Annotated in this window: 27 protein-coding genes; 7 read left to right on the top strand and 20 right to left on the bottom strand. The window is 59.1% G+C overall.

The annotated features are described in order from the left end of the window. Positions 1 to 74: 74 nt before the first annotated feature. Complete coding sequence (gene gltX, locus G463_RS0101515; RefSeq protein ID WP_026973787.1) at positions 75 to 1,565, bottom strand: glutamate--tRNA ligase; 1,491 nt, start codon at positions 1,563 to 1,565, stop codon at positions 75 to 77. An 81-nt stretch (positions 1,566 to 1,646) separates the two neighbouring features. Here gltX and G463_RS18100 point away from each other — a divergent pair, with 81 nt between their 5' ends. Both G463_RS18100 and lgt read left to right on the top strand, forming a co-directional pair. Further along, the gene (locus tag G463_RS18100; protein WP_035485088.1) at positions 1,647 to 1,976 is read left to right on the top strand and encodes a hypothetical protein; all 330 of its coding nucleotides are present in this window, start codon (positions 1,647 to 1,649) and stop codon (positions 1,974 to 1,976) included. A gap of 128 nt (positions 1,977 to 2,104) precedes the next feature. Further along, positions 2,105 to 2,896 carry a prolipoprotein diacylglyceryl transferase gene (lgt, locus tag G463_RS0101505; protein ID WP_026973786.1) on the top strand — a complete coding sequence of 264 codons (792 nt, stop codon included), beginning with the start codon at positions 2,105 to 2,107 and terminating at the stop codon, positions 2,894 to 2,896. A gap of 76 nt (positions 2,897 to 2,972) precedes the next feature. On the opposite strand, the gene hisC is transcribed toward lgt, so the two are convergent. Further along, positions 2,973 to 4,076 carry a histidinol-phosphate transaminase gene (hisC, locus tag G463_RS0101500; protein WP_051321787.1) on the bottom strand — a complete coding sequence of 368 codons (1,104 nt, stop codon included), beginning with the start codon at positions 4,074 to 4,076 and terminating at the stop codon, positions 2,973 to 2,975. A gap of 203 nt (positions 4,077 to 4,279) precedes the next feature. Between hisC and ilvA the strand changes: the two genes are divergently transcribed. Then, positions 4,280 to 5,491: a threonine ammonia-lyase gene (ilvA, locus tag G463_RS0101495; protein ID WP_245575655.1), complete on the top strand. Its 1,212-nt coding sequence runs from the start codon at positions 4,280 to 4,282 to the stop codon at positions 5,489 to 5,491. Between the two features lie 60 nt (positions 5,492 to 5,551). Here the strand turns inward: ilvA and cax are convergent, their stop codons facing one another. Next, a complete protein-coding gene (cax, locus tag G463_RS0101490) occupies positions 5,552 to 6,604 on the bottom strand; it encodes a calcium/proton exchanger (protein ID WP_051321785.1) in 1,053 nt (350 codons plus the stop codon). 30 nt (positions 6,605 to 6,634) lie between these two features. Further along, a complete protein-coding gene (locus G463_RS0101485; protein WP_026973782.1) occupies positions 6,635 to 6,898 on the bottom strand; it encodes a hypothetical protein in 264 nt (87 codons plus the stop codon). A gap of 103 nt (positions 6,899 to 7,001) precedes the next feature. On the opposite strand from G463_RS0101485, the gene G463_RS18095 reads away from it, so the two are divergent. Further along, positions 7,002 to 7,868 (top strand): ABC transporter substrate-binding protein, encoded by an 867-nt coding sequence (locus G463_RS18095; protein ID WP_051321784.1) that lies wholly within the window; start codon positions 7,002 to 7,004, stop codon positions 7,866 to 7,868. Positions 7,869 to 7,965: 97 nt separating this feature from the next. On the opposite strand, the gene G463_RS0101475 is transcribed toward G463_RS18095, so the two are convergent. The 3 genes from G463_RS0101475 to G463_RS0101465 form a co-directional block, all read right to left on the bottom strand. After that, on the bottom strand, positions 7,966 to 8,190 hold the full coding sequence (locus G463_RS0101475) for a hypothetical protein (RefSeq protein ID WP_026973781.1): 225 nt from the start codon (positions 8,188 to 8,190) through the stop codon (positions 7,966 to 7,968). A 9-nt stretch (positions 8,191 to 8,199) separates the two neighbouring features. Further along, complete coding sequence (locus G463_RS0101470; RefSeq protein WP_026973780.1) at positions 8,200 to 9,075, bottom strand: DUF72 domain-containing protein; 876 nt, start codon at positions 9,073 to 9,075, stop codon at positions 8,200 to 8,202. 100 nt (positions 9,076 to 9,175) lie between these two features. Continuing rightward, positions 9,176 to 9,586 (bottom strand): nucleoside triphosphate pyrophosphohydrolase, encoded by a 411-nt coding sequence (locus G463_RS0101465; RefSeq protein ID WP_026973779.1) that lies wholly within the window; start codon positions 9,584 to 9,586, stop codon positions 9,176 to 9,178. A 146-nt stretch (positions 9,587 to 9,732) separates the two neighbouring features. Between G463_RS0101465 and G463_RS18090 the strand changes: the two genes are divergently transcribed. Further along, entirely contained in the window at positions 9,733 to 10,764 is a 1,032-nt protein-coding gene (locus G463_RS18090) for an LCP family protein (protein WP_051321782.1), read from the top strand. 52 nt (positions 10,765 to 10,816) lie between these two features. Here the strand turns inward: G463_RS18090 and pruA are convergent, their stop codons facing one another. The 6 genes from pruA to G463_RS22095 all read right to left on the bottom strand — a co-directional run bounded on the left by pruA (position 10,817) and on the right by G463_RS22095 (position 15,218). Next, entirely contained in the window at positions 10,817 to 12,364 is a 1,548-nt protein-coding gene (pruA, locus tag G463_RS0101455) for an L-glutamate gamma-semialdehyde dehydrogenase (protein ID WP_026973778.1), read from the bottom strand. A 159-nt stretch (positions 12,365 to 12,523) separates the two neighbouring features. After that, positions 12,524 to 12,859, bottom strand: a complete 336-nt coding sequence (locus G463_RS0101450) for a hypothetical protein (RefSeq protein WP_026973777.1) — start codon at positions 12,857 to 12,859, stop codon at positions 12,524 to 12,526. Then, positions 12,846 to 13,448, bottom strand: coding sequence for a D-glycero-alpha-D-manno-heptose-1,7-bisphosphate 7-phosphatase (locus G463_RS18085; RefSeq protein ID WP_084171119.1), 603 nt, complete (start codon positions 13,446 to 13,448; stop codon positions 12,846 to 12,848). Before G463_RS18085 ends, G463_RS0101450 begins: the two co-directional genes overlap by 14 nt. After that, complete coding sequence (locus G463_RS18080; RefSeq protein ID WP_035485082.1) at positions 13,445 to 14,317, bottom strand: NAD(P)-dependent oxidoreductase; 873 nt, start codon at positions 14,315 to 14,317, stop codon at positions 13,445 to 13,447. The genes G463_RS18085 and G463_RS18080 overlap by 4 nt, the downstream gene beginning before the upstream one ends. Continuing rightward, positions 14,314 to 14,784, bottom strand: coding sequence for a MarR family winged helix-turn-helix transcriptional regulator (locus G463_RS18075; protein WP_051321781.1), 471 nt, complete (start codon positions 14,782 to 14,784; stop codon positions 14,314 to 14,316). The genes G463_RS18080 and G463_RS18075 overlap by 4 nt, the downstream gene beginning before the upstream one ends. Before the next feature lie 263 nt (positions 14,785 to 15,047). Continuing rightward, positions 15,048 to 15,218 carry an SPW repeat protein gene (locus G463_RS22095; protein WP_026973776.1) on the bottom strand — a complete coding sequence of 57 codons (171 nt, stop codon included), beginning with the start codon at positions 15,216 to 15,218 and terminating at the stop codon, positions 15,048 to 15,050. Positions 15,219 to 15,433: 215 nt separating this feature from the next. Between G463_RS22095 and G463_RS18070 the strand changes: the two genes are divergently transcribed. Next, positions 15,434 to 15,847 carry a globin domain-containing protein gene (locus G463_RS18070; RefSeq protein WP_051321780.1) on the top strand — a complete coding sequence of 138 codons (414 nt, stop codon included), beginning with the start codon at positions 15,434 to 15,436 and terminating at the stop codon, positions 15,845 to 15,847. Between the two features lie 40 nt (positions 15,848 to 15,887). Here G463_RS18070 and G463_RS0101420 read toward each other — a convergent pair whose 3' ends face one another. From G463_RS0101420 to G463_RS0101395, 6 genes are all read right to left on the bottom strand, one after another. Then, positions 15,888 to 17,750 (bottom strand): OPT family oligopeptide transporter, encoded by a 1,863-nt coding sequence (locus G463_RS0101420; RefSeq protein WP_281171048.1) that lies wholly within the window; start codon positions 17,748 to 17,750, stop codon positions 15,888 to 15,890. Positions 17,751 to 17,992: 242 nt separating this feature from the next. Continuing rightward, the gene (locus G463_RS0101415; protein WP_026973774.1) at positions 17,993 to 18,559 is read right to left on the bottom strand and encodes a beta-class carbonic anhydrase; all 567 of its coding nucleotides are present in this window, start codon (positions 18,557 to 18,559) and stop codon (positions 17,993 to 17,995) included. 488 nt (positions 18,560 to 19,047) lie between these two features. Continuing rightward, entirely contained in the window at positions 19,048 to 22,242 is a 3,195-nt protein-coding gene (locus G463_RS0101410) for an adenosylcobalamin-dependent ribonucleoside-diphosphate reductase (protein WP_051321779.1), read from the bottom strand. A 9-nt stretch (positions 22,243 to 22,251) separates the two neighbouring features. Then, positions 22,252 to 22,728 carry a transcriptional regulator NrdR gene (nrdR, locus tag G463_RS0101405; protein WP_026973772.1) on the bottom strand — a complete coding sequence of 159 codons (477 nt, stop codon included), beginning with the start codon at positions 22,726 to 22,728 and terminating at the stop codon, positions 22,252 to 22,254. A 288-nt stretch (positions 22,729 to 23,016) separates the two neighbouring features. Next, the gene (locus G463_RS18065) at positions 23,017 to 23,823 is read right to left on the bottom strand and encodes an HAD-IIA family hydrolase (protein ID WP_035485077.1); all 807 of its coding nucleotides are present in this window, start codon (positions 23,821 to 23,823) and stop codon (positions 23,017 to 23,019) included. 2 nt (positions 23,824 to 23,825) lie between these two features. After that, the gene (locus G463_RS0101395; RefSeq protein ID WP_026973771.1) at positions 23,826 to 24,407 is read right to left on the bottom strand and encodes a cob(I)yrinic acid a,c-diamide adenosyltransferase; all 582 of its coding nucleotides are present in this window, start codon (positions 24,405 to 24,407) and stop codon (positions 23,826 to 23,828) included. A 100-nt stretch (positions 24,408 to 24,507) separates the two neighbouring features. Here G463_RS0101395 and G463_RS18060 point away from each other — a divergent pair, with 100 nt between their 5' ends. Continuing rightward, the gene (locus G463_RS18060) at positions 24,508 to 25,374 is read left to right on the top strand and encodes an MBL fold metallo-hydrolase (protein WP_051321778.1); all 867 of its coding nucleotides are present in this window, start codon (positions 24,508 to 24,510) and stop codon (positions 25,372 to 25,374) included. A gap of 32 nt (positions 25,375 to 25,406) precedes the next feature. Here the strand turns inward: G463_RS18060 and G463_RS0101385 are convergent, their stop codons facing one another. Next, complete coding sequence (locus tag G463_RS0101385) at positions 25,407 to 26,102, bottom strand: NUDIX hydrolase (protein ID WP_026973770.1); 696 nt, start codon at positions 26,100 to 26,102, stop codon at positions 25,407 to 25,409. Positions 26,103 to 26,172: the final 70 nt, after the last annotated feature.

The following is a 26,172-nucleotide window of genomic DNA, read 5'->3' as shown; positions in this document are numbered from 1 at the left end:
CACAGAACCACGTCGAGCGGTTGCCGTACGCAAAACCGGCAGAGCACCCGCCCTGCCGGTTTGTATCCCTCGCATCACAATTCTGAGCGATTCGTCCGTATCCAATTTGCGGCGCGGCGCAGTCGCGATTGGCATGCGGCGCGTCCCAGCAGCGCCATGACATCAAACAACCCGGGCCCGACCGTGACACCGGTAATGGCCAATCGGGTCGGGTGAATCAGCATGCCGGCCTTTACCTGCCATTCCGCCGCCAAGCTGCGGTACGTCTGCTCCAACGGCACAACGCCAAACGGTTCCACCTGGTCCAGGATATCCGCCAATCGCTCCAACCGAACATCCACGTCTTCCCCGGCGAAGTGTTTGCGTACGCCTTTCTCATCATAGGCCACCGGGTCTCGGAAGTAATAGGACACGTTCTCCACCAAATCCGCTGCATTCCGCGATCTCTCCTGCGTCGCGGCGAGCACTGTGCGAATCCAGGCCAGCGTGCGGTGGTCCGGATCGGCTTCTACGTAGCCGCGTTCACGCAGCGTTGGCCAAACCATACTCAGCACCACATCCGGTGAGAGGGACCGAAAATACTGAGCGTTCAGCCATTCTAACTTTTTCACATCGTAGACCGCCGCGTGGCGCGTCACCTTGTCCAACCGAAACACCTGGATGGCTTCTTCTCTCGACAGAATCTCCTTGTCCTCGCCCGGAGCAAAACCGAGGAGCAGCAGGTAATTGATAAGGGCGTCGGGTAGAATCCCTTGATCGCGATATTCCTGAACGCTCGTGGCACCGTGACGCTTGCTGAGCTTGCTTCGGTCGGGGGCCAGGATCATGGGTACGTGGGCAAATTCAGGCACCTTCGCCCCCAATGCCTCAAACAGCACCACGTGCTTGGGCGTATTGGAAAGGTGTTCCTCCGCGCGAATGACGTGCGTGATGTGCATGGCGGCATCGTCCACGCAGGAAGCGAAGTGATACGTGGGCATGCCGTCCGGTTTCCAAACCACGAAGTCGTCCAACTCTTCATTAGAGAAGACCACGTCCCCGCGAATGCGGTCATGGACGACGGTTTCTCCCTCGATGGGCGACTTGAACCGGTAGACGGGGGTTTCTCCCGCAGCCATTCGCTCTGCCACCTGCTCTGGAGTCAAATCCCGGCAACGCCGGGCGTAGCGCGGAGCGCGCCCGGCTCGTTGGGCCGCTTCTCGGTCCGCCGCCAGCTGCTCCTGGCTGCAGAAACAGGGATACACTTTCCCTTCATTCAACAGCCGCTGCAGAGCTTCGCGGTAAATGGCGGATCGCTCCGATTGGCGATACGGCCCGAAGGGCCCACCCACATCCGGACCTTCATCCCAGTCGATGCCGAGCCATCGAAACCCTCTCAGAATTTCTTGAAGCGAAGCCTCCGTGGAACGAGCTGTATCCGTGTCATCGATGCGCAGGACAAACGTCCCTCCGGACTGCCGCGCAAACAGCCAGTTGAAGTACGCGGTGCGGGCGCCCCCAATGTGAAGCGAACCGGTGGGACTCGGCGCAAATCGCACGCGCACCGGGGTGTGGTCTTCTGTCATTGCCAATACCTCCAAGCTGCGTATCTGTTCATGCGTAGAATGAAACCCTAAATCTCAACCTGCATGGAGAGGTGATGCTGCTTGACCCATCCAAAGGATCTCATCCGGCCTGTGCACAGCCGCAATTCCGGATGGTACAATCCGGGGCCCATCAACGAGTCGGAATTTCCCAACGCGGAACTGTCGGTGGTTCAATCGCGGGATCTCAACATCCTGCCGGAAGAATTTCCGGAGGGCTCGTACGGCAGTTCCATCGTTGAGCAGAAGCTCGGGAAAACGTCGCCATGGAAACCCGGACAGGCCACCGAAAGTTCTCACCGAGACCAGAATCCCGTCACTTCAGACGACAAAATTCCCCGCGGCGAACGTCCGTACGGCGCTCCGCAGGGAACCATTGAAGGGCAGAACTGAAGCGCGCTGTGAACAGGACAAGCTCCTTTATTGTAGTCCAAGCGGCAGTCGGAGACAAAATGGTATAGTAGTGGATATGTTCAACGGTGACAGGCCGTTGATCCCATCCCTGCAGAGGAGCTGTGGCCATGCATCAATACTGGTTTTGGATTGGGAGTTTCCCGGTCCGGGCGTACAGCACCATTTTTGCCCTGGCGTTTCTGCTTGGTCTGGGTGCAACGCTGTACTTTGCCAAGGCGGACGGCAAGAAGGACCTAGTGCCGCATCTGTGGAACCTCGCGCCCATGCTGTTGCTCGGGGGGATTATTGGAGCGCGCTTTTGGCAGGTGTTTTTCTTTGATTGGCCGTACTACGCGAAAAACCCCGGAGAAATCATCGCCGTGTGGCACGGAGGCCTGTCCATCCAGGGCGGCGTGGCCGGCGCGTTTCTCGTGGGCGCGTGGTACATCTATCGGCACGGCTTGGCGTTTTGGTCGCTCGCCGACGTGATTGCCCCGGGGCTGCTGCTCGGACAGAGCATTGGCCGCGACGCCAATCTCATGAATGGGGACGCGTTCGGCGACCCGACCCACGGAAATTTCGGACTGTTGTATCCCGAGGGCACACTAGCACGCCAAACCTACGGAGACCAGCCTCTGTGGCCGGCCGAGGTGTGGGAAGGCCAGGCGGATGTCATCCTGTTTGCGCTGCTGCTGTTGCTCAAACAGCGGAAATGGCCGGATGGGGTGCTGTTCCTGTACTACCTCGTAGCGTACAACGCCGTTCGCTTTCTGCTCGAAATGCTTCGCGGCGACTCGCCAAGATACCTGTTCCACTGGGACGCCGCGCAATGGACCAGCGCCCCCCTGGTGGTGATTGGCGTCATTCTGTTGGTCTGGCGGTTTTGGCAAAGCAAACAAACCCAACCGTCGTCGAATTGAGTCAACCCCGATGCCTGCGGCATCGGGGTTGCTGACTTTCATTCCCTACACGAAACCGTACACGAAAGGTCTCTTCTCAGACTCGAGCGGCGAGGACCGCCCGCAACGCTTCGAGGCACAGTGCATTTTCCTCCGGCGTTCCATATGTGATGCGCACCCATTCCGAGAGGCCTGCAAATCCCGTGCGGACCATCACACCGCGTTTCATCAGCGCCTCCGTGGTCGCTCTTCCGTCGCCCGTGCGAACGAGGATAAAGTTTCCTTCGGCGGGCGTTGTGCGCAATCCGAGCGCCTGACACTCCGCTTCATAAAACGCACGGGACGTTCGCGCGTGCTCCTGTGATGCGCGGCGGTGCGCAGCATCCGTCAACGCCGCGGCCGCCGCTCGTTGCGCCACCCGATTTACATTGAACGGTTCGCGAACGCGGTTCACGTAACTGAGCAGGGATTCATTCGCCAGCGCATATCCCACTCTCAGCCCGGCCAAGCCGTACAACTTCGAGAACGTGTGCAGTGCCACCACGCGCTCATCCCGAAACAACCCCTCGTCTCCGACCACTCGCTCCGGATTCAGACTGTAATCGTTGTAGGCAAAGTCGAAAATCACCACCACATGCGCCGGCAACGCCTGCAACAGCCATTCCGCCTGCGCGCGGGTCAAGATGGTTCCGGTCGGATTGTTTGGCGAGCACAGGTAAACCAGTTTGGTTCGATCCGTGACCGCATCCGCGATCGCTTCCACATCATAGGAGAAATCCGGGCCAAGGTCCACACGGCGAACCGATGCGTGCATGATGGCCGCTCCGAAGGAATATTGCGAAAACGACGGATGCGGCACCACGACCTCATCCCCAGGCTCCAAGAACGTCTCCGAGACCAGTTTGATAATATCGTCCGAACCGTTGCCCACCAACACCCGCTCCACCGACAGTCCGTGAAAATCGGCAATCGCCTGGCGCAGACGCTCACTGGCGCCATCCGGATAGTGATGCAGCGTGGCAAGTTCCTGCTGTATTGCTTGAATGGCCAGTGGTGACGGGCCCAACGCGTTCTCATTCGCGTTCAATTTAACAACGCGACGGAAACCGTACATTTTTTGCAGCTCATCGTCGGTCAACCCGGGGACATACGGTTCAATGTCTCCAATCCCAGGCCGCACCAGCCTCGCGACGTCCAACATGGCGTGTTCCCCCTTCACCGTACAACCCGGTGCCGCGTCCAGCGAGAATTGCATACCACTCGGTGGACGGCTTTGATACAATAAAGCCTGCAGTATATCGTGCATTCTAGCACACGTTCCCCGGACCAACAATGGGCGCGCCGGATGCGGCACCCATGTGGCCTGGGCATTTGCTATGGAAAGGGGCCAGCCGTGTGGCGACAATTTTCCCAACCTTGTCAGACATACAGGCCGCACAACAGCGTCTGTCGGGTGTGATTTGGAACACGCCCGTGGAATACTCGGAAACGTTTTCCCAGCTGACAGGCAACCGTATCTACTTCAAACTGGAAAACCTCCAGAAGACCGGGAGTTTCAAACTTCGCGGCGCCTTCAATAAGATTGCCAATCTCTCCCCTGTGGAACGACGCCGCGGCGTCATCGCAGCCTCGGCCGGGAATCACGCACAGGGCGTGGCGTTCGCCGCCCGACACCACTCGGTGCCCTGCACCATTGTCATGCCTGAGAGCGCCAGCTTGGCGAAAGTCAGCGCGACACAAGGCTACGGAGCCAGCGTCGTGCTTGCGGGCAACTCCTATGACGACGCCTATGCGCATGCGCTGAAGCTGCAATCCGAGCATGGATACACGTACGTACACGCTTTTGACGATCCGCATGTCATCGCCGGGCAGGGCACGGTCGGCCTGGAAATCATACAACAGCGGCCCTCGGCCCAAGCCATCGTGGTTCCCATGGGTGGCGGCGGGCTAGCGGCCGGCATCGCGGTGGCCGTCAAATCGCTTCGTCCCGACATTCGCGTCATCGGCGTAGAAGCCAGCGCGGCCGCCTGCTTTCGCCACGCGCTGGACACCGGCAGAGTGGAAACCATTCCGGCGCAGCCGACCATTGCGGATGGAATTGCCGTTCGGCGCCCGGGAGATCTCACGCTGGCGCTGGCCAAACAGTACGTGGACGACATTGTGACCGTGGAAGAAGAAGAGATTGCGCGGGCCATGGTGCTGCTGTTGGAGCGCTGCAAACTGGTCGCCGAAGGATCCGCAGCGGCTGCGCTCGCCGCGTGTATGTACGGCAAAGTTCCCGCGGGCATCGGAGAGGTGGTGGTGCTGTTGTCCGGCGGCAACATCGATGTCACCATGTTGTCCCGCGTCATTGAACACGGTCTCGTGGAAGCGGGCAGGTACCTGCGCCTCGCAGTCACGGTGGCCGACAGGCCCGGCGCGTTGCGCGACCTGTTGGACGTGTTGGCCACCCTCGGCGCGAATGTGCTCACCGTTCAGCATCACCGGGTTGGATCGAGCATTCTGCTGGGCCAAACGGAAGTGGAACTGGACTTGGAAACGCGCGACCAACGCCACATCGAACAGATTTTCTCCACCTTGCGGAGCCGAGGGTACACCCCTGCCGCGCGGGGATGAATCGTCCGCCGGGAGCGCCCTGGACGGCCTCCCGGCGGGTCGCATTCCCATCGCTCACCGTCAGAGAGTATAGAAACCAACGGCCATCACCAGATACGCCCCGAATGCCATCGCGCCTTCCAACCAGTTCGATTCCCCGTCCATCATCAGCACACCAACCAACAGCGCCGCCGCGCCCATGCAGGCCAATTCCGGCCAACTGAACAGGAGCGGCATGGGATGGCCGATACACAGACTGGCAAAAAACAGTGCCGGCGCAACGAACATCGCCACCTGCAGACTGCTTCCCACCGCAATTTCAAGGGAGAGGTCCATGCGGTTTTTCCACGCCATCCAAACGGCGGACGCATGCTCAGCGACATTTCCAATCACCGCAACCACCACAACCCCCATGAACACTTCGTTCCAACCGAGGGAAGCGGCCATGGTCTTCATACTGTCCACGAGCCACTCGCTCTCCAGTCCCACCAGCACCGTCGTGACCAACAATATGCCCACGGCTGGCCACAGACGCCAATGGCGCTCTGCCTCTCCTTCGCCGGCGATGGTATCGATGGAAACGAACAGTTCACGGTGTGTGAACAACGAAAAATACAAACCGGAGGCGTAGAGCAGCAGGGACACCGAGGCCACAACGGCAGACAGCGTCAAACTCGCACCGGCCCGAGCCGTCGAAAAAATGGCGGGCAGGATGAACGCCACGCCAATGCTCAACAGCAGCATCGATGCATTGCTGCGGGCCGCGCGAATATTGAAGCGCTGGATGGGGTGACGAACGCCGCCGACAAAAAAACTCACGCCGAGCACGAACAACAGGTTGCCGAGAATCGATCCGGTGATGGACGCTTTCACGAGCGTCGTCAGCCCCTCACGCAACGCGATAATCCCGATGATCAATTCCACCGCATTGCCAAACGTTGCGGACAGCAACCCGCCCAATCGCGGGCCCGCGTGCGCTGCGATGGATTCGGTGCTCCTCCCCATCCATCCGGCCAGCGGAATGATGGTCAGGCACGCCAGAACGAAGATGGCCACATCCCCGGCATGCCAGACGACCGATGCCGCGCTGCATGCGACCAGCACCGCCGTCAGCGGTCCAACCCATTTTTTCAAACGATGTTCCCTCCATCTTCTCTGCTGTGCTTATTTGGAGAACAGTGCATATCCGGATTTGCGCAGGAAGGTGGTCATCCATGTTGCGGCCAGCGCTCCTGCGAGACTCACTGCGTACAGAATCCATTCCGGGATGGATAACTCAAAACCAATCCGGGCAAACAGCCAGACGGACGCGGCAGCGAACAACCCCCAGGAAATCCATGACCGGCGAAACAGCATGTTCAGAAACAACCCGAATCCAAACACCGTGACGAGAAACAACACACCTAACAAAAACCAAAACCCGAACATTCCGCCACCTCCCGAGCCAGCTCCGCACTGATTCCGCTCCATATTGTCGCAGTTTTCATTATACTGAAAGGAGAAAAGGGCGCCAACGAAAGGAACGTGTCAGATGCCAGGTCTTCGTATTGCTTCTTTATGCCCAAGCAACACGGAAATCGTCCATTGTCTCGGACTCAGCGAATCGTTGGTGGGTGTGGATCAATACTCCGACTATCCGACCGACGTTGTGGCACGTCTGCCAAAACTGGGTCCAGATCTGCACATCGACATCGACAGACTGGTTCAGCTGCGCCCGGACCTGACGTTATGCTCGCTGTCCGTTCCCGGTATGGAAGCGGTGGTGGAACAGGTGGCGAACGCGGGACTGAACCACCTCGTTCTGTCCCCGAACGGGTTCTCGGACATCTGGCAGGACATGTGGATGGTGGCACAGGCCGCCGCTCCCCATGTCAACCTCCCCCGCGCCCGGCAGCAGATTGACAACCTGCGGCGTCGGGTGGAAACCATTGCGGAGCAGACGGCCAGGATGTCCCATCGCCCCAAACTGTATTGGGAATGGTGGCCCAATCCCATCGTTTCACCGGCCGGGGACAATTGGCTGTCGGAACTGAGCGTCTACGCGGGTGCAGAGAACATCTTCGCCGCCGAACACGGTCACCAGGTCCAGGACGACGGACGTCGCGTACTGGCTGCCGAGCCGGACTGGGTGCTGGCTGTGTGGACAGGCATCCCCCAGCATAAGGTTCCCGTCCACAAACTCCTTCATCGATCCGGCTGGGATACCATACCAGCGTTTCGAACGGGTCAGGTGCTCATCCTCTCGGAAGGACTGTACTGCCGACCTTCCCCTCGCCTCGTCGACGGTCTCGAGCAATTGACCAGCATCCTGCATCCCGCGCTTCGACATGCGCTGGCGCTCCGCCCCCCGGAGCACTACGCGCCCATCCGATATGGCAGCGGGGCGTGGCGGCACTGAACGTCCTGCCACGCCCCGGACCGGGATCTATTCACATCCGGATTCGAATCAACCACACGGCTGCGCGCGACGGCCCAGTGCAAACCTGCTCGGGCCGTCAGTAGTGCTTCCACGCGTCCGGATCCTCTTCTTCCGGATGGCGGCGGCGATACCACCAACGGTAAATATAGCGAACGAGCAGCACCAGCGCGCACAATGCGACAATCCCGCCGCCAATCCACCGCATGGCCGCATCGTGGAGCTTTCTCGCCAGAAAATCAAACAATTCCCATCCACCGATGGCAAACGCAGCAAACATCCAATCCGGCCAACCTCGAACCATCATTTCCTCCTACAGGGACTCCCCATCAAACAAGGACAACTGTTTGGATTCAACTCGCTCAACTTCCCGCGACCGCACGGGTTGTCCCAACAGCGCCTGCCAATCCTGGGCGTTGGTCACCGCATAGTCGGCCTGGTTATTGTTCATGAGCACATGCACTTCCGACACCTGATGGGCCCATCGCTGCACCATGGGCAACAAGGCCGTCAGTTCATCTTTACCATACAAATAATCGAAACGCTGCTGCGACGATGCCAGGCCCTTCTGGTACCAGGTTTGTTCGTTGCGTCCGTGCAGGCGGAACATCACATACCGCGAGTTGGTCACGTCCGCCACCAGCGGAATGGTGCCGTTCCCAATCTGAGGTTCATCGCAGACCACGTTGACGGCGCGCAATTCACGCAGCCAACGCAGGGTGGATGCGCGCGCCGAGTTGGAGAACCAACTGCGGTGGCGAAACTCAATTGCGACGGCGTATGACGAAAATGCCTCCACGATTTGCTCCACATAGTGCACATGCTTCAAGGATGGAACAAACCAAGGGGGAAACTGAAACAGCACCATGCCCAGCTTGCCGGCGTCTGCCAAGACATCGAGCGCGTCCATGAAATCGCGCATCTGGCGCCGAACCTCGTCTACCGGTGCAGCCCCCCGGTCGTGCAGCGTAAACGTGCGGTATGCCTTGACGTCAAAGCGGAAATCCGCCGGCGTCTGCCGTACCCATTCCTGAACCGTGGCCCGTTGCGGAATCCCGTAATATGTACTATCCACTTCCACCAACGAGAAGTATTGACTGTAATAAGCCAAGCGTTCAGCGGGTTTGACGTGCTTGGGATACAAACGCTGGTGGTCCGCCCAGGCACAAGTGCCAACCCGAATCGTCATCCCAACGTCACGCCTCCCCGTCGCGCCTTTGGCATTATATCATCCTCCCGAACTGCACATCCATCCATGGCTCCGCATTCCGCCGAATACATCGGATGCCTCAACACCGAAATGTGCGGTGCTGCAGTGCGTCTGTCGAGGCACCGTCCGCCACGCACTCCAAAAACACACCTTGACGAAAATCACCGCAGCGCTTGCGCCGCTCCGCGCGAACTCTCGCCACATCTTCCAGGGAGAGTCCCTGTGTCTCCAACCACGCATCGATGCAATCGAGCACATCGGCCAGCGCCTCGAGACTCGCCGTGGACGCAAACTTCTCCGCACTGCGCACCACTTCGTCGCACAGGGCTGCGGGCAACCGGTCGCGTGACAACACCTGATAAACCGGTATGTTCCCCATCGCCTCCAGCATTTCTGGAATTTTGTCGCGGACCAATCGCTGGTGCTCCTCAACGTTCGGAGCGCCGGACGGTCTGCGGGTTTTCTGTGTGAAACGAACATCCGGATTCATGCGTGTCCACCTCCGGGCCATGATGCCTTCACGAAACATTGTGCACAGGTATTTGTATTTTCGAACAAAACATTGGATCATGCAAATGGCAATTCCACAGCAACTTCTTCGCAGGTTCGGGCAGGCTACCCCGCAGGAGGGATACCATGCGAGGAGTTCGGACTCATCACACATCGTCTCGACGCTCGCGGAAGTGCTGGCTGCGGGCTGCTCTGCTGTGCACTGTGTTCGGGTGCGCCATCCTTGTGATGGCTTTGCGCATGCACATGTCGACGCTCGAAGGCCCCCATCCGGACAGCTCCCACTCGATCGTGGTGAAACCCCTTGCCCGGGCCGCGAGCCAGGACAGGATGAATGTTCTGCTGCTCGGATCGGACGCCAGATCCCGTCGAGAACCCGGCAATACCGATACGCTGGTCTTGTGCAGCATCGACTACGCCGACCGACGCGTTGAATGGCTCTCCATTCCTCGCGACACCCGCGTTCAATTCCCTGACGGCCACTTTGGAAAAATCAACGAAAGTTTGGCCATCGGCGGTCCGACACTGACCAAACAACTGACGGAAGACCTGACCGGTACGCCGGTTCATCATTACGTGTTGGCACGCTTCGACGGCGTGGTGCAACTGATTGATGCCTTGGGCGGTGTGACGCTGCCGGTGGAACACCGCATGAACTACGATACGGGGGATACGCGGTTCGGCCATATCCATCTTCGTCAGGGCATGCAGAGATTGAATGGTGAACAGGCACTCGGTTTCTTGCGCTTTCGGCACGATCCCCTCGGAGATATCGGACGAACGGCGCGACAGCGAGAACTGTTAACCGCGCTGACAAAGCAATTGTTCCAACCGACCAACCTGATGAAACTGCCTGGCATCACGCGGCAGGCGACACAGATGACCGAGACCGATCTTTCGATGTGGGAGTTGACACGTCTCGTCAGCGAGGTGCCAACGTACCAACATTTTCGTTTGGTCGGCGCGACATTGCCCGGATCGTTCCACAATCCGGATCCCATGGTTCCGGGCGACCAAAGCTACTGGATCGTCAATCCCGTTCAGACGCGGTACGCGGCCCACCTGCTCTTCGAAAAAGGATGCGCCTGGAGAGAACCGGTTCAGGACATGGCGTATACAACACGCTGGCGTCCGCACAAGCCGCCGCTTGAAAAATAACAAGGCGAATCCGTGTGTTGCCACACGGATCCGCCCCAACAGCACACCCGAATCAGTATTTTTCCGACACAACTTTCGCTTGCGTGAATTGCAACAGCAGGTCGAAGCCGCCTGCCTTTGAGTCGGTGCCGGACATGTTGAAACCACCGAACGGATGCACACCCACCAACGCGCCTGTCGACTTCCGATTGAAGTACAGGTTCCCGACATGGAACTCCTGTCGCGCGTACTCGAGGTGATCGCGGTTGCGACTGAACACGGAGCCGGTCAACCCGTACTCGGTGTTGTTGGCAAACCGAATCGCTTCCTCGAAATCTTTCGCTTTGGTCACAGCCAGCACGGGTCCGAAGATTTCCTCCTGCGAAATCCGCGCCGTCGGCTCGACGTCGGCGAACACGGTGGGTTGGATATAGTACCCGTTGCCCTCCGCTTTGCCGCCGCCCACCAGGAGTCGGCCATCTTGCTTGCCAATCTCGATGTAGGACAGGACCTTGTTATACGCCTTTTCGTCGATGACGGGGCCAACATGGCTGCTTTCGTCCATACCGGGGCCAACTTTCAACCCTTTGGTCAAGTTCACAATCCTGTCCAACATTTCGTCATAAACATCCTGATGAATGATGGCACGGGACGCCGCCGAGCACTTCTGTCCAGCGAAGTTGAACGCGGAAGCCACAATCTGCCGTGCTGCATCGTCCAAATCCGCCTCGTTGTCCACGACAATCGCGTCTTTGCCACCCATTTCGGCCACCACGCGCTTCAGCCAGATTTGCCCCGGCTGAACTTTTGCAGCACGCTCGTAAATCCGGCAGCCCACGGCGCGGGAACCCGTGAAGGAGATAAACCGCGTCTTCGGATGATCCACCAGGAAATCGCCGATAACCTCAGGCGCGCCGGGCACGAAGTTGATCACCCCGTCCGGAACCCCGGCTTCGCGCATGAGTTCCATGAATTTCGCGCCAATCACGTTGGTCGGCGTAGCCGGTTTCAAGACCACCGTATTGCCAGTGACAATGGCGGACACGGTCATACCGGTCAGGATGGCGAGTGGGAAGTTCCAGGGTGGAATGATGATGCCCACACCCAACGGAATGTAATACTGTTCGTTGTCCTCGCCTGGAATCCGCACGAGTTCTTGCCGCTCGCCCATGCGAATGGCCTCGCGCCCATAAAACTCGAGAAAGTCGATGGCTTCCGCGGTGTCCGCGTCGGCTTCCGCCCACGTCTTGCCCGCTTCATAGGTCATCCACGCCGAAAACTCATGCTTGCGCCGGCGCAGGATGGCCGCAGCTTTGAACAGGTAACGAGCGCGTTCTTCGAACGTCTTTCGCTTCCAGCTCTCAAATGCAGACAGCGCAGCCTGCATGGCCTGTTCCGCCAGCGACTGATCTGCTTGGGACACACGTCCAATGACCTGGTCCAACTGCGATGGATTGATGGACACCTGTTTTTGCTCGGTCATAATTGCCTTTCCACCGATGTACAGTGGATACTCCCGGCCGAGTTCAGATTTCACCTTCTCGAGCGCGGCCAGCATGTCCGCGCGGTGTTCCGGGACGCTGAAATTGGTAAATGGTTCATTTTGAAACGGTTTCAGCATGGTTTCCCTCCAAGATGATTCACCCCTGCGGGTGGCCCCCATCCTCGCCCCCGGGGAGGTGTATAGTCTCATTGTACCTGTTCTCATTGAAATGGGCAATTGTTTAACATGTTCTGTAAATTGAACGAAAAGAATCTTTCCGCTTTTGCGAAAAACAACTTACCACCACACGCTATAGTACATTTGCTCCGCCCACGGATCCATCGCGTACGCGCCGTATCCCGCCGTCGGATGATAGGGGGCGAGCAGCGGATACGCGGCGGTGAAGGCGGAGGCCACGCCGCTTTCGGCAGCGTTGCGCAGGGCGCCATACGGCATCAGCCGCTCTGCGCCACGCATCCACCAGGGCAACGCGAGTCCGTCCGCCGTTTCACAGTGCCACACATACCAGTCCCACCACAGGTCGAGCAGCCGTTCATCGTAGGATCCGCTCGTTGGCTGCGGATTGGCGCGCGAAGGGCTTTCCAACGCCCGTGTGTCGTTATCGGTCCACATTCACATCCCCACTTCCATTCTCCTCCGCCTGGTCTGACGGATGTTCCAGAATAGCGTATGAGGTGGGCCGATGGACCGTTCCGAGATCCTGCAAAATCCAATCCACCGCTTCGGACAAATCCGCAACCACCGCATGGGCGTTGGACGGGGGCACCCCAATGCGAACCGTTTTCATCCCGGCTCGCTGCCCCGCTTCCACGTCGCTCTCCCGGTCACCCACCATGTAGCTGAGCGCCGGCGTAAAACCGTGTTTCCGCTGCAGGGACAGGAGCATACCCGGTTCCGGCTTGCGGCAGGAGCAACCGGTCCCCGGCGCGTGAGGACACACCTCGATATCTGTCACAACGGCCCCCGCGGCGCGCAATTCCTGCTGTAGCTTGCGGTGAATGCGGTCAAGGGTGCGGATGGACAGGTAGCCCAATCCCACGCCCCCTTGATTGGTGGCCACATACACTTCCAGTCCTGCGTCGTTCAGTTTGCGGATGGCGGGACCCGCGAACGGAAACAGATAAAGGTCCGCAGGGCTGTTGACGTAATGTCGATGGTCATTGATAACCCCGTCTCGATCCAAAATGACGGCCGACTTCACAGTTCCGCCCCCGCCAGCGCGCACAGGTGTTGGAACACAGCCGCCATATCCGCGTCTCCCAGGTCCTGTGCCTGTGCGCCCAAATACGTGGTGAGGGCGGTGGTCATGCCGGGCAACGCGGCGCTGTATTGCACCGCAAAGCGAGACAGCAGCGCAAGATCCTTTGTCATGTGCTTCAGGGCAAAACTCGGATGGTACTCGTCATCGAGCCACAATGGACGCTTACCGGCCAAAATCGGAGACCACATGCCGGTTTCGCTCAATACGTCCAAAAACCTCTCGCGTCCGAGACCTGACTTCTCCGCCAGGGCCATGCACTCCGAAGCCGCCGCGACGGTGGCTGCCAGCATGCCGTTGACCAACAATTTCATGGCTGCACCACTACCAACCGGCCCCAGGTGATGCACCGACTTGGCCATCGTCGCCAACAGCGGTTTCACCCGATGGAACGCAGATTCGGAACCGCCCGCCAACACCACCAGCGTTCCCGCCTCGGCGGGTCCAACAGATCCGGACACCGGCGCGTCCATCCACTCGACCTGATGTTCTGCAGCCCGCAGCGCGAATTGTTTCGTTTCATCCACACCCACCGTGCTCATGTTGACGATGAGCGCTCCTTGGGAGAGCGCGTGAATCGCACCAGATTCGCCAAATACCACGTGTTCCACCGCAGCTCCATCGGAGAGCATCAGAAACACCACATCCGCATGATCCACGGCCATGTGCAGGGAATCGGCCACCTGGCAGGGGGTCATGTCAACAGACTTTGGCGTGCGGTTGTACACCGTCACGGGATAACCGTGTTTCGCCAGGTTGCGGGCCATGGGGACGCCCATTTGACCGAGACCAATCCATGCGATTTTGTTCATGTGCAGGACCCCTTTCTATTGGATTCGTCCTCTACAATCTCCACGATGCGCGCAACAATACGCAGGAATTCCCGCGTGTCTTCCGCCCCCAGTTGTTCCAGGATGCCGCGTACGCTGCGCGCACGCAGGGTGCGAATGGCGGCGAAGCGCGCCCTGCCCTCGTCCGTCACGCGCACGTGGACCACACGGCGATCATCACTCGACCGAATTCGCTCCACGTAGCCCATTTTCACCAACTCGTCGCACACCTGCGTCACTGCACCTGCGCTCAAACCGGAGACACGGGCGATGTCCGAGGCCTTCGCGTACCGACAGGTGCAGAGATAGCGCAAAGTGAAGATCTGACTCGCAGTCAATCCGGGCGACTGTTCCATGAAAAAACTGCGAATGGTTCGTTGAAAGCGCGTCAGTACATCTTCTAAATCCTGCAATTGTTGTTCATAGTCGTTCGTGGTCGGGTCCGTCATCCATTCACACTCCCGTCACTCCGTTCAGCGGGAGCCGACATCACAGCCGGCCACGCTCGGATTGAATGCCTGTCCGCACCTTCAGTTTACCAATGGATCCGTTCGTTTCACAAAGGCGAGGCCAAGGACGAACGTGCGCAATAAAAAATCTCCGGACCTCAGGTCCGGAGATCACGGTGGCACTGGAACACGAAACCAGTTCCACCGCCGTACAGCGGGCGGGGCGCGCCTGCCTCACGTGAACGACGGCCTACACGGCCGCGCTAGGAACGATTCTGCTTGCCGGAATACCCGGCCCAAATCGCAAGGATAACCAGAATGACGCCAAACACAATACTGTTCCACAGACCTCCGGTATTGTCGGAGAAACCATATACCCACGGCGAAATGAGGACCCACAGGCCAATGATGCCACTCAACCACAGCTGCCACATTGTGACCTCACCTCCTTTCCAGTGGGAAGGTGCGCCCCATTTCATCTATATGCGCGTTCGCGATGTGCAGAACGGCATCTGTCCACGCGGACAGAGCCCGCACAAGGGATCCCCTTACTCACCGTCGCGCCTCGTGTGATTCATCTCACAGGAACCCATCGCATCATGGGGTATACTGTTGGTTTGAGGATTGGATTTCTGAAGGAGGGCGCGCGATGGATGTTCGAAGCGTCTATGAACGGATTGGCGGAGCGGAAACGCTGTCGAAGTTGGTGGACCGCTTTTACGCCAAGGTTCAGGCTCATCCCAACCTGTCGAAACTGTTTCCGGAGGACATCACGCCGATTCGAGACAAACAATACAAATTCTTGACCCAGTTTTTTGGCGGCCCACCCCTGTATACCGACGTGTACGGTCCGCCCATGATGCGCTACCGCCACCTGCCCCATCCCATCACCCCAACCCGCGCGAAGGAATGGTTATCCTGCATGGCGGAAGCCATGGATGAGATTGAACTGACCGGTCCCGTCCGGGACTTCATGATGGAACGGCTCAGCATGGTCGCTGAGCACATGGTCAACCGCGAAGACTCACCCTCCACCGAACCGACGGATTCTCCAGCCAAATAGAAAGGGGCCCGCAACGGCCCCTCTCCAGTTATTGAATTGGCTACCCGCGGAAGTTCGCCGTTGGACGAACGCGGCGCGCCACCCACGCCAACCACACGGCCAACAGAAGATACAGAATCAACGATCCCCAGTTTCCGAGCAGATTTGCACCCGGCAATTGGATTTTCGCGCCAGCGAGCACGGCGAGCAGAATCCCAATCAGCGATTCTCCCGCAATCAATCCCGACGCGGCCAGAATGCCCCGCTCCGTGATTTCCCGTTTCCACTCTTCGCTCTGTTCTCCGCGCGTGCGGGTGACGAGCCAACGGACGACGCCACCGAGAAACACCGGCAGACTCGTGTGAATGGGCAGATAAATTCCGACAGCCACAGCCAGGGATTCCACGCCCAGCAGTTCCATGACCACCGCCGACGCGGCGCCGATGAATATCAGGTCCCACGGCATGCTCGCGTTCATGATGCCTTCGACAATTAATTTCATCAGCACGGCTTTCGGAGCCGGCAATGCTTTGCTGCCAAACCCGTACGCATGATTCAGCAACAACAGCACCCAGCCGATGGTGACACCCGACGCCACTGTGCCGATGAGCATGGCGAACTGCTGGTTCCGCGGCGTTGCGCCGACCAGATACCCGGTCTTCAAATCCTGAGAAATATCGCCGGCGATGGCGACCGCCGTACAGATAATGGCGCCGACAATCAGAGATGCCACCATGCCCGACATCCCGGAGTACCCGGCGGCACGGTATACGGTCGCCACAATCAACAGCGTGGCGATGGTCATGCCCGAGACCGGATCGGAAGAAGATCCAACGATACCCACAATCCGCGAGGATACGGTGACAAACAGAAAGCCCACAATCAAAACCCCGAGCGCGCCAATCACGCCCACCTTCAATTGCGGAGAGAACGCAATGACGAGCAGAATTGCCACGGCCAGCACCAGACTGAGGGTGCGAGGAATGTCCCGTTCCGTGCGCAGGCCGCCGAACGTGCTGTTGCTGTCCATGCTCTCCCGCAATCCTCGAATGGCACCGTAGAAGGTGGCCCACAGCGTGGGCAGCGTACGCAACAGGCTGATGATGCCTCCCGCGGCCACGGCGCCGGCGCCGATGTAGCGGATGTAGTTATCCCAGATGGCCCACGCGTCCATGCTCTGGATGGGACTGGTCCCTGGAGCAATCACGCCACCGTGCTGGCCGAAATACGCAATCATCGGAATCAGAACCAGCCAGGCGAACACGCCGCCAGCGGCCATCAACGCGCCGATGCGCGGTCCGATAACAAATCCAACCCCGAGCAGCGACGGCAGGGTGTCCATGCCAATCATGCCCTGGCGGAAACCCGCCACGCGCATGGAGATTTCGGATGGGAACCACGTCAGACCGTCCTCAATAAATTTGAAGATCCCGCCCAGCGCCAAGCCCCCAAACACCAGTTTCGCCTTCTTGCCGCCTTCTTCTCCGGCCATCAACACCCGGGCGCATGCCGTCCCTTCCGGATACGGAAGCCGGCCGTGTTCTCGGACAATCAGCATGCGTCGCAGCGGGATCATGAACAGGACGCCGAGAATGCCCCCTGTCAGCACGATGAGAGTCAGCGTCAACATGCGCGGGTTGACATGCCACAGAAAGAGGGCCGGCAGCGTGAAGATGGCCCCTGCCGCCAGCGCCTCACCGGCCGTCGTCATGGTCTGAACCATGTTGTTCTCGAGGATGGAGTTGCGGCGCAACAACCCTCGGATGATGGCCATGGAGATCACCGATGCCGGAATGGAAGCGCTGATGGTCATTCCAATGATGAGGCCGAGATATGCGTTGGCGGCCCCGAACACAACGGCCAAGATGACGCCGAGAATGACCGCTGTCCACGTGAACTCGCGGGGGTGTTCGTGCGGTGAGATAAATGGTTGAAATTCATTGGACGGCTTGGATTGCAGAAGTCATCCCTCCCAGTTGAATATCGTGCTGACTTTCGGATGTCTGCCGGTTCCCCTCAACTTGGGTTTAGCATTTGAAGGAAACCCGGAGAATAAACGCGCACGTCAAAAAGGGGCCCCGCCAGCCCCTGTGACGTTCGCCATGGCTCTGGGGAATGTGCCCCAGTCCGTCTCACCGGGCCCATCTGCGTCGTACGCCCTGTGCCTCAGTCCGACTCATATCCGTTGACCACGAGGTCGAGTCGGCCCGTCTCCGGATCCATCACGAGTCCGTGCACCGTCAGTGTCTTTGGCACCAGCGGGTGATTTCGGATGGTGCGCACCGTTTCGCGAACGCTGTCCGGTATGGACTCGATCCGCTTGAACCACGTGTGCAGGTCAATCCCGGCGTGCTCGAGCATCTCGATGGTGGCTCGGGAAATGCCATGCTCCGCCATCCGCTCAAACATGGCTTCCGGATTGATGCTGCCCATCCCGCATCCATAGTGGCCAATCACGCAGACCTCCTCGGCGCCGAGTTCGTACGCGGCCACAAGGATGCTCCGCATGGTGCTGCCGAATGGATGGGAGATAACGGCCCCTGCGTTCTTGATGAACTTGGCATCGCCGTTCTTGAGATTCATGGCACGGGGCAACAAATCGGTGAGCCGAGTGTCCATACAAGAGAGAATGATCAGTTTCTTGTCCGGAAATTTCGACGTCCGATATTGCTCGTATTCGTGGCCTTCCACGAATTTTTGATTGAATGCCAGAATTTCTTCTAAACGATTCAATGCAATATACCCCTTCGCTGTATGATTCCCTGTGCCATAGACTGGCGAAGCACCACGGCGCACCATCGGTCGTGGCTTCCGTGCGGCCTTCACGCACTGCTTTGACGCTGAGCGCTCGATGGGTCACGTCAATTATATCTCACGCTGGCCCGTGAGAAAAAAAGAAAAATTCATCCTCGATTGCCCCCACACCTCCACGGACTCCCTTCATCAGGTGACATATCGCATGCGGCGCCCGTCTCGGCTGGCAGTTCGATGCCTCTGGAACTATAATCCCGATTCAGTGCTGGACGCTGCGGGACGCAGCCCCATGCCCGCGTTCAGTTCACCCCGCAAGCGCAAAAGGAGCGGCCAACTCGGCCGCTCCCCTGTACCTTGCTTCGATGCTCCTCAGATCAGGCTGCCTAGAGGCAGTTTCGAAACGCATCTGTCTCTCACGAACCCTGACGTTCGATGCTACGGATTTCGGTGGGACAAACTCTCTGCCGTCAGCATTTGCTGTAGCCACACGCTTCGCACTCATAGCATCCGCCGGTGCGAACCAAGCTGTGTTGGTGGCAATTCGGACACAGATCTTTCGCCACCGCGTGGTTCCGCAGGCGAGACGCCTCTCTCGTGGCGGATTCCTGTCCGCTGGCCCACTCCTGGAACGCCGCCTTACGCATCGGGAATGTCTCCGAGTGCTCAATCAACGCCTTCGCAATCGCGTCCGGCACCGATGTGATGCGCCGGTCGCCAAACCCGACCGAGTTCGATCCGCCAATTCCCGCAAAATGTTTCACCAGCTCGGCTTCCCGGTTCGGATTGTGAGAATCGCGCAGGTACAGCGTGATGGCACGGCCCAACGCTTCGTTCGCCGCGTAGACATCGCTTCCGGCTTTGCCGATGTTTACGAAAATCTCGAGAGCCAGGTGCTCTTCCGGATCGTCGTTGATGGTGATGTACGCCTTCCCGAGCGGCGTTTCCTTCTTGTACGTCGCGCCGTACAGCACATCCGGACGCCGCCGTTTCACGTACGATCCGCGGGATGCCGCCGACGCCGTCTCTTGTGCGTCCTGTGCATCGCCAACACCTGACACTTCTGCCGTGGACGCCGCGGCGGTGTCCTCATCGGCGTCATCCTTCTTCAGGGACAGCACCTGTTCAGACCGAGACCCGTCGCGATAAATGGTGATTCCTTTACACCCGAGCTCATACGCCAGGTCGTAGAGCCGCTTCGTATCTTCCACCGTGTACGAATTGGGTGCGTTGCAGGTCTTCGAAATCGAGCTGTCAATCCATTTCTGCAATGCGCCCTGTACTCGCACGTGATCTTCCGGTGCCAAATCCATGGCAGTGACGAAGTAGTCGGGCAGTTCCTCGCCAGGATGCGTATCGTAGTATTCCTGTACGATGCCCGCGTTTTCCTCAAACATCCCGAGTCGCGAGTTTCGGAAATAGGACCACGCGTAGTATGGTTCACACCCCGTCGAGCACCCCACCATGGTCCCGGTGGTTCCGGTGGGCGCGATGGTCATGGTGGTCACGTTGCGAACACCGTGTTTCCGAATCGCCTCCACCACGTGCGGGCGTTCCGCAGCCATCTGCTGCATGTACCCGGACTGTAGGAACAGGTCGGCGTCAAACTTTGGAAATGGACCGTTCTCCTTCGCCAACTCCACCGATTCCAGGTACGACCACTCCGCCATCATCCCCATCAGGACATCGATGAATTGCACTGATTCGGGCGATCCGTAGCGCATCCCGCAGTACAACAGCAGATCGTGAAGGCCCATGATGCCGAGGCCGACGCGCCGTTCACTCATTTGGTTGATCCGGTTCTCTTCAAACGGGTAGTACGTGGCGTCAATCACCGCGTCTTGGAAGCGGATTCCAGTCCGCGTGGTCCGCTCGAGTTCCTCCCATTTGACGTGGTGCAGCAGAAAATCCACCCGGTCTTCGTCAAAGTACTTGCTCAACCAACCGCGGATATACGCTTCCTTCTCTTTGTCCTCGAATTCCACACGAATCCCGCTGTCCGCAAAGCCGGTCGCGAATCGGCTCAACACCACCGCGCCCAGGTTACAGATGCCGTTGGCCGGCAGCGGCTGTTCACCGCATGGATTGGTCGCAACCAGCGGGTTGAAGTACCAGGAGTTGGACATCCGATTGGCTCGCCCCAGAAACACCACGCCGGGCTCGGCCGATTTCCACGCGGAGGTGACCAATTCATCCCACAGCTCGCGCGCGGGCAGGACGTCGGTCACTTCCATCCGGCCGCCGCGGGCGGTCCAACCGTCGAAGTCTCCGTCAAACTTCGCCAGAGATTCCGTTGGAACAAACCCAATCTCCCAGGGTTCATCCTGTTCCTTGGCGGCCATGAACCGCTCGGAGATGCCGACGGAGATGTTTGCACCGGTGATCACGCCGTCCACCTGTTTGCATCGAATGAACTTCAGCACATCCGCATGCCGGTCATTCAGAATCAACATCAGTGCGCCGCGGCGCGATCCACCCTGGAGCGTCAACTGACAGCCCACACTCATGATTTCACCAACGCCCACCGGTCCGAAGCCGTCACCGAACACCTGATTTCCTTTGTCGTACAAAAGTCCCCAGGAGTAGGCGCCGGAACTGCGTCCGTTGACGCCGCGAACATAACTGTACCGCGGGCGGAGCGACGACAAGATCAGGGAGACGCGTTTCTTCTCCGCCATGCGCTCCCACATATCACCGAGAGTGGAGGCGATGGTGCTCCGCTGATCTCCCGGATACAGCGCAGTGCCTACCACGTCCGTCATCACCAGCGCTCCACTCTGCAGGATCTGGTCGTACAGCTGCCGCGCCGAAACCTGCTCGGAATACATGACTGGCAGATTTTGCGCCAGCCAGTCCTCAATTCGGCCCGTCCAGATGTCGTCATACCCGTCCACCGTCGTGTCCGGGAACACATAACGCCAGGTCGCATCCTCTTCGACGGCGCGCAGGAATTCTCGGGTGACGCGGACCACCTTCGTGCTGTTGGGGTAATCCGTCGTCAGAAAGTCCGGAAGGTCCGCATGCCACACATCGAGCACCAGGTGCAGCTCCGCTGCCCTCGACCCCTCTGTTTTCGGAATATACGTCCCCTGAGGTGGAATCCGTGACAGATTCATCCCAACGCCGCCGCTGCGGGCTTGAATTTCCAGCGTCTGTCCGAACGATTCGGCATAGTCCCGCATCGTCGGACCAACGCTTGGGATGACAAAGCAGTTGTAGCTCGTGGTTTGCATACCGGTTCCCATGGACGCATTGATTCGACCACCGGGCACATAGCGCCACTGGCTCTGCAATTCGTAAAACCGCTCAGCCCACAGCTCCGGATCATTCGTCACGGCCGCTGCACCGCGGGCCACACGCCGCCACATGTCGCGCGGTGCGGTTTCGAGCAACACGTCAATCTGATGGAACGGCAGGGTTTCCCGCGCACCGTCCTTCAATTCCACCACGGCGGTTTTGTTCTCGTCATCAATCTCCACGACGCGCGCCAACTCGTGGTAGGCCCGCTTCTTGTCCAACACCGCAACCACCAGGGAGCCCACGGTCAGACTTTCCTTCTTCACATCTTTCAGCAGATACCTATCGGCAACAATCCGCTCGCCGGTGCTGCCCAGATAATCCTCAGAAGTAAACGGCAACATACTCTCGTTCAACGTCTGCTCCATATAAGGAACTCACTTCCCTTTGTCAGATGATTCTTTCAATAGCGACAACACTTCCTGGGCGAGAGTTTCAACATCGCGAAACTCACGGTACACCGCGGCGAACCGAACGTACGCGACACCATCGAGGGAACGCAGCGCATCCATCACCTTTTCTCCAATCACGGATGAAGGCACCTCTCGCTCGTACTCGAGATGCAGCGCCCGTTCAATTCCGGACACCACCGCTTCCACCGTCTCCACCGGGATGGGTCGCTTCTCGCAGGATTTCATGACGCCCCGGTACAGCTTTTCCGAGGAAAACTCCTCCCGCTTGGCGTCTTTCTTGATGACCATCAGCGGCCGTTGTTCGACACGCTCATAGGTGGTGAACCGGCGCGCACATTCCGGATTCATGCACTCCCGACGGCGCCGGATGGCTGTGCCATCATCGCTCGTCCGAGATTCTACGACACGGGAATTGTCTGTGTTACAATACGGACACCGCAAAACCATCCGCCTCGCTTTCCGAAAACCGCTTCGAAGAACCTATCCTCCAGACGAGACACCCCTCACTCGCGTAATACAGCTCGTCCCGCTTATGTATAGATACCCTAGATATAGTGTTCTCCCCGCGGGCAAGGACCATTATACACACTAAATATATGGCTATCAAGCCTGCGGAAATTCTGGTGAGATCTCTGACAAGGGCCCGCCATGTCTGCAATCTCAGGGATGACCAACGACCGGATGTCGAAAAATTTTTCACCCGGTTGCACTTCTCGCTGCCCCCCCTTTTCACTCGACGAACAAGTCCGCCACAGAATCCACCGTTTCATCCGCGCGCCATTGGGCTGCCGTCTCCGCCTCGTATGCCACGCCGGTCCGCACGTGAATGGCGTACAATCCAGCCGCCGCACCGCAGGCAATGTCTGTGGCGAGATTATCACCGATGATCAGCGCCTCCTCTACCGCCACCCGGTGACGGGCCAACGCAAAGCGAACAAAATCCGGATTGGGCTTCCCCGCGACGTAGGGCGCAATGCCCGTGGCTGTGGCGACAAAGCTGCCGAGCGCACCGTTGCCGGGCAGGAAGCGTCCGGACACCGGCAGACGCACATCCGGATTGGTCAGAACAAAACCGGCCAGTCTCTGCACCACGTCGCAAAAGCGTGCGAGCATCCGATAGTCCGCATCCGGATCGAGCCCGAGCACCGCTGCCTCGCAGTTGTCCAGGTCTGCCGCAGCATCCCCGGCATACACAGGCTCCAGGTCGACTGCCCGCAGTGCATCCACCACACCGGCCTGGCCAACGTAGGCAATCCGCGCGCCCTTCGTCGCCAACTTCTGGGACAGGTGCCACGCCGCCGCCTCCGCGGAGGTGCATACTTCGGTCGGCTCGGCGGCAATACCGAAACGCGCGAGCTTCAAGCAGACGTCCTGGGGCGGTCGCGTGGCGTTATTCGTAAAAAAGACGGGATGAATCCCGCGCTTGCGCAATCGCGTAACGAATTCCGGCGCCCCCGGGATCACACGGTCGCCGCGGTACAGGGTACCGTCCAAATCAAGCAATGCCAGCCGCCAACGGCGCTCGATATGATGCATTTTCATACCTCCCCGAATGGATCTGGTTTGTCCGCCTGGAAATCGACCCCCGGTTCCGCGCAACCCGTCCGCGCGTTAACCACCCGGGCCATGACGAACAAGAAATCGGACAACCGATTCAAGTACTTGCGAATCATCGGTTGAACCGGCTCGACCTTCTCCAGCGCCACAATCTGCCGCTCGGCCCGCCGCACCACGGTCCTGGCCACATGCCACCAGGCGGCCGCAGGATGCCCCCCCGGCAGCACAAATTGCCGCAGAGGCGGCGTTTCCTCTGACAGCTTGTCAATCATCCGTTCCAATAAATCCACGTCCGATTGGGCGATGTAAAATCCATCCCGTTTCTCCTCCGGTGTGGCCAAATCGCGCCCCACATCAAACAAGTCCCTCTGCACCCGCCTGCCGAAGCGGACGAGGTTCAGCAACTCCGGCACGTCGGCCATCAAAGCCAGCGCCGCGCCGATCGCCGAGTTGGCCTCATCCACGGTCCCGTAGGCCTCCACGCGCGGGCTGTCTTTGCTCACGCGGCGGCCGTGAATCAAACTGGTTTTCCCCTCATCTCCGGATCGTGTGTAAATTTTCACGTTTATTCCCCTCCTTACACGCTACCGCTGTCGCACGTCGGAAAGTGATGTACGATAGAACCATCCATCATCCGCATCTGAACATAGGAGGGATGCCGCTGTGGCCATCGCCATCGAAAGACTCACAGAACACGTGCTTCGGGTTGCCCTGCCAACCCCCACCCTACCGCCTTCCTATGAAACAAACACCTACGTGATTCACCAGGGAGAAGAAGCTCTGGTGGTGGATGTCGGCAGCGACGATCCGGCAATCATTGAAGAATTAGCCAGTGTTCTGCGACAACTCGGCGTTCTCCGGGTCCACGCCCTGATCGCCACCCATTACCATCGCGACCACACGCAAGGATTTCCGTTGCTGCGACGCCATTTTCCGGCACCCATCCAGATTCACGCGCTCGATCTCGCGAATCTACGGACATCTTTGCCAGATGTTCACATCCAGCCCGTACCCGACGCATATCATTTGGGCACCCTGCGCGTGGCGATCCAGCATCATCCCGGCCACACGCACGGCCACATCCATCTTCACATTCCAAATGACGACGTGCTGTTGGTGGGAGACCACCTTTCCGGCGATGGTTCCGTCTGGGTGGGACCGCCCGATGGCCATATGGCGCACTACTATGCCGCGTTGGAAGCCATTGCGAACAGCGGTTGCCGCATCGTCGGCGCGGGCCACGGACGCATTGCGCAAGATGCAGAAACGGCAGCCCGGGAACTTCTCCTTCGGCGTCAGCGGCGCGAAGCGGAGATTGCGGCATTGATACGCCAATCACCGCGAACCCTGAACGAGTTGGTCTTCCTCTTGTACGGCAACAGCATACCCGAAGCTGCCACGTGGGTGGCACGGCGCACGGTTCAGGCGCATATTGAACATCTGTTGGCACAGCGACAGATTGAACGAACCTGGCACACGGCAGGCCACATGGTCTACACGGCGCCGTCGCACAACCCCGTGTCTCCCTAGCTGTCATGCTGCGCCTGTCAAACGAGTGGAGACTACCTGGCAGCGGGGCCCGGTACGGATAGCGAATTCGCGCTCTCTGCCGCAGTCGTACAGGCGTTCAATGCGCGCAGTACGGCGACGGTCGGGATGGCGGCTCGGTATTCTCCCGACTCAATGCCGGACAACAAAACGGACGGACGTTCCCAGCGAACCCATTCGTGTTCCGACTCGTGCAGACGAGGTTCCGGTCCTTCGCCCTGGATGGCAAAGATGAAAAAACGCGTATCGAACCGTTTTGGCATGTGTGGTGGGGTCACCCACCGGCCAACAAATTTCAGGGCCTCGGCGTTCATGCGCCACGCATGGGCGCTCACCAGGCCCCTCAGCGTCGCATCCCCGGACAGCAGAGCACGCTGCTCATCGTCCCGGAGCGCGTACACGCCCGACTCGCAATCCACCCCGCACAGCCAACCGATTTCCTCCGCGCATTCGCGCAAAGCCGCCCTTGCGTACACTTCGTCGTCCGATTGCTGCCGTCCGCGCACGCGTCCCCGCCACCAATCGGGACCCGCCGCCCAGTCTTCGGCATCCAAAGCGCCGCCGGGATACGCCAGGTGTCCCGGCAAGAAACGCATGGACGCGGATCGTTTGAGAATGAGCGCCTCCAGTCCAAACCGGCCGTCCCGAACCAAAATCAACGACGCGGCCGGGCGAATGGGTGGCGCCTCGCGAATCGCCGTGGTTTCCATGTCGCTCCATCCCTTTCCGTAGGTGTTCCAATCCGAACAGGGTGACCATCCGACGCATCCCGCGTCCCTC

Origin of the sequence: Alicyclobacillus contaminans DSM 17975 (assembly GCF_000429525.1) — a bacterium.
Classification (GTDB): domain Bacteria; phylum Bacillota; class Bacilli; order Alicyclobacillales; family Alicyclobacillaceae; genus Alicyclobacillus_A; species Alicyclobacillus_A contaminans.
Note: the sequence above shows the minus strand (reverse complement) of the source record. Positions and strands in the feature narration are given on the sequence as shown.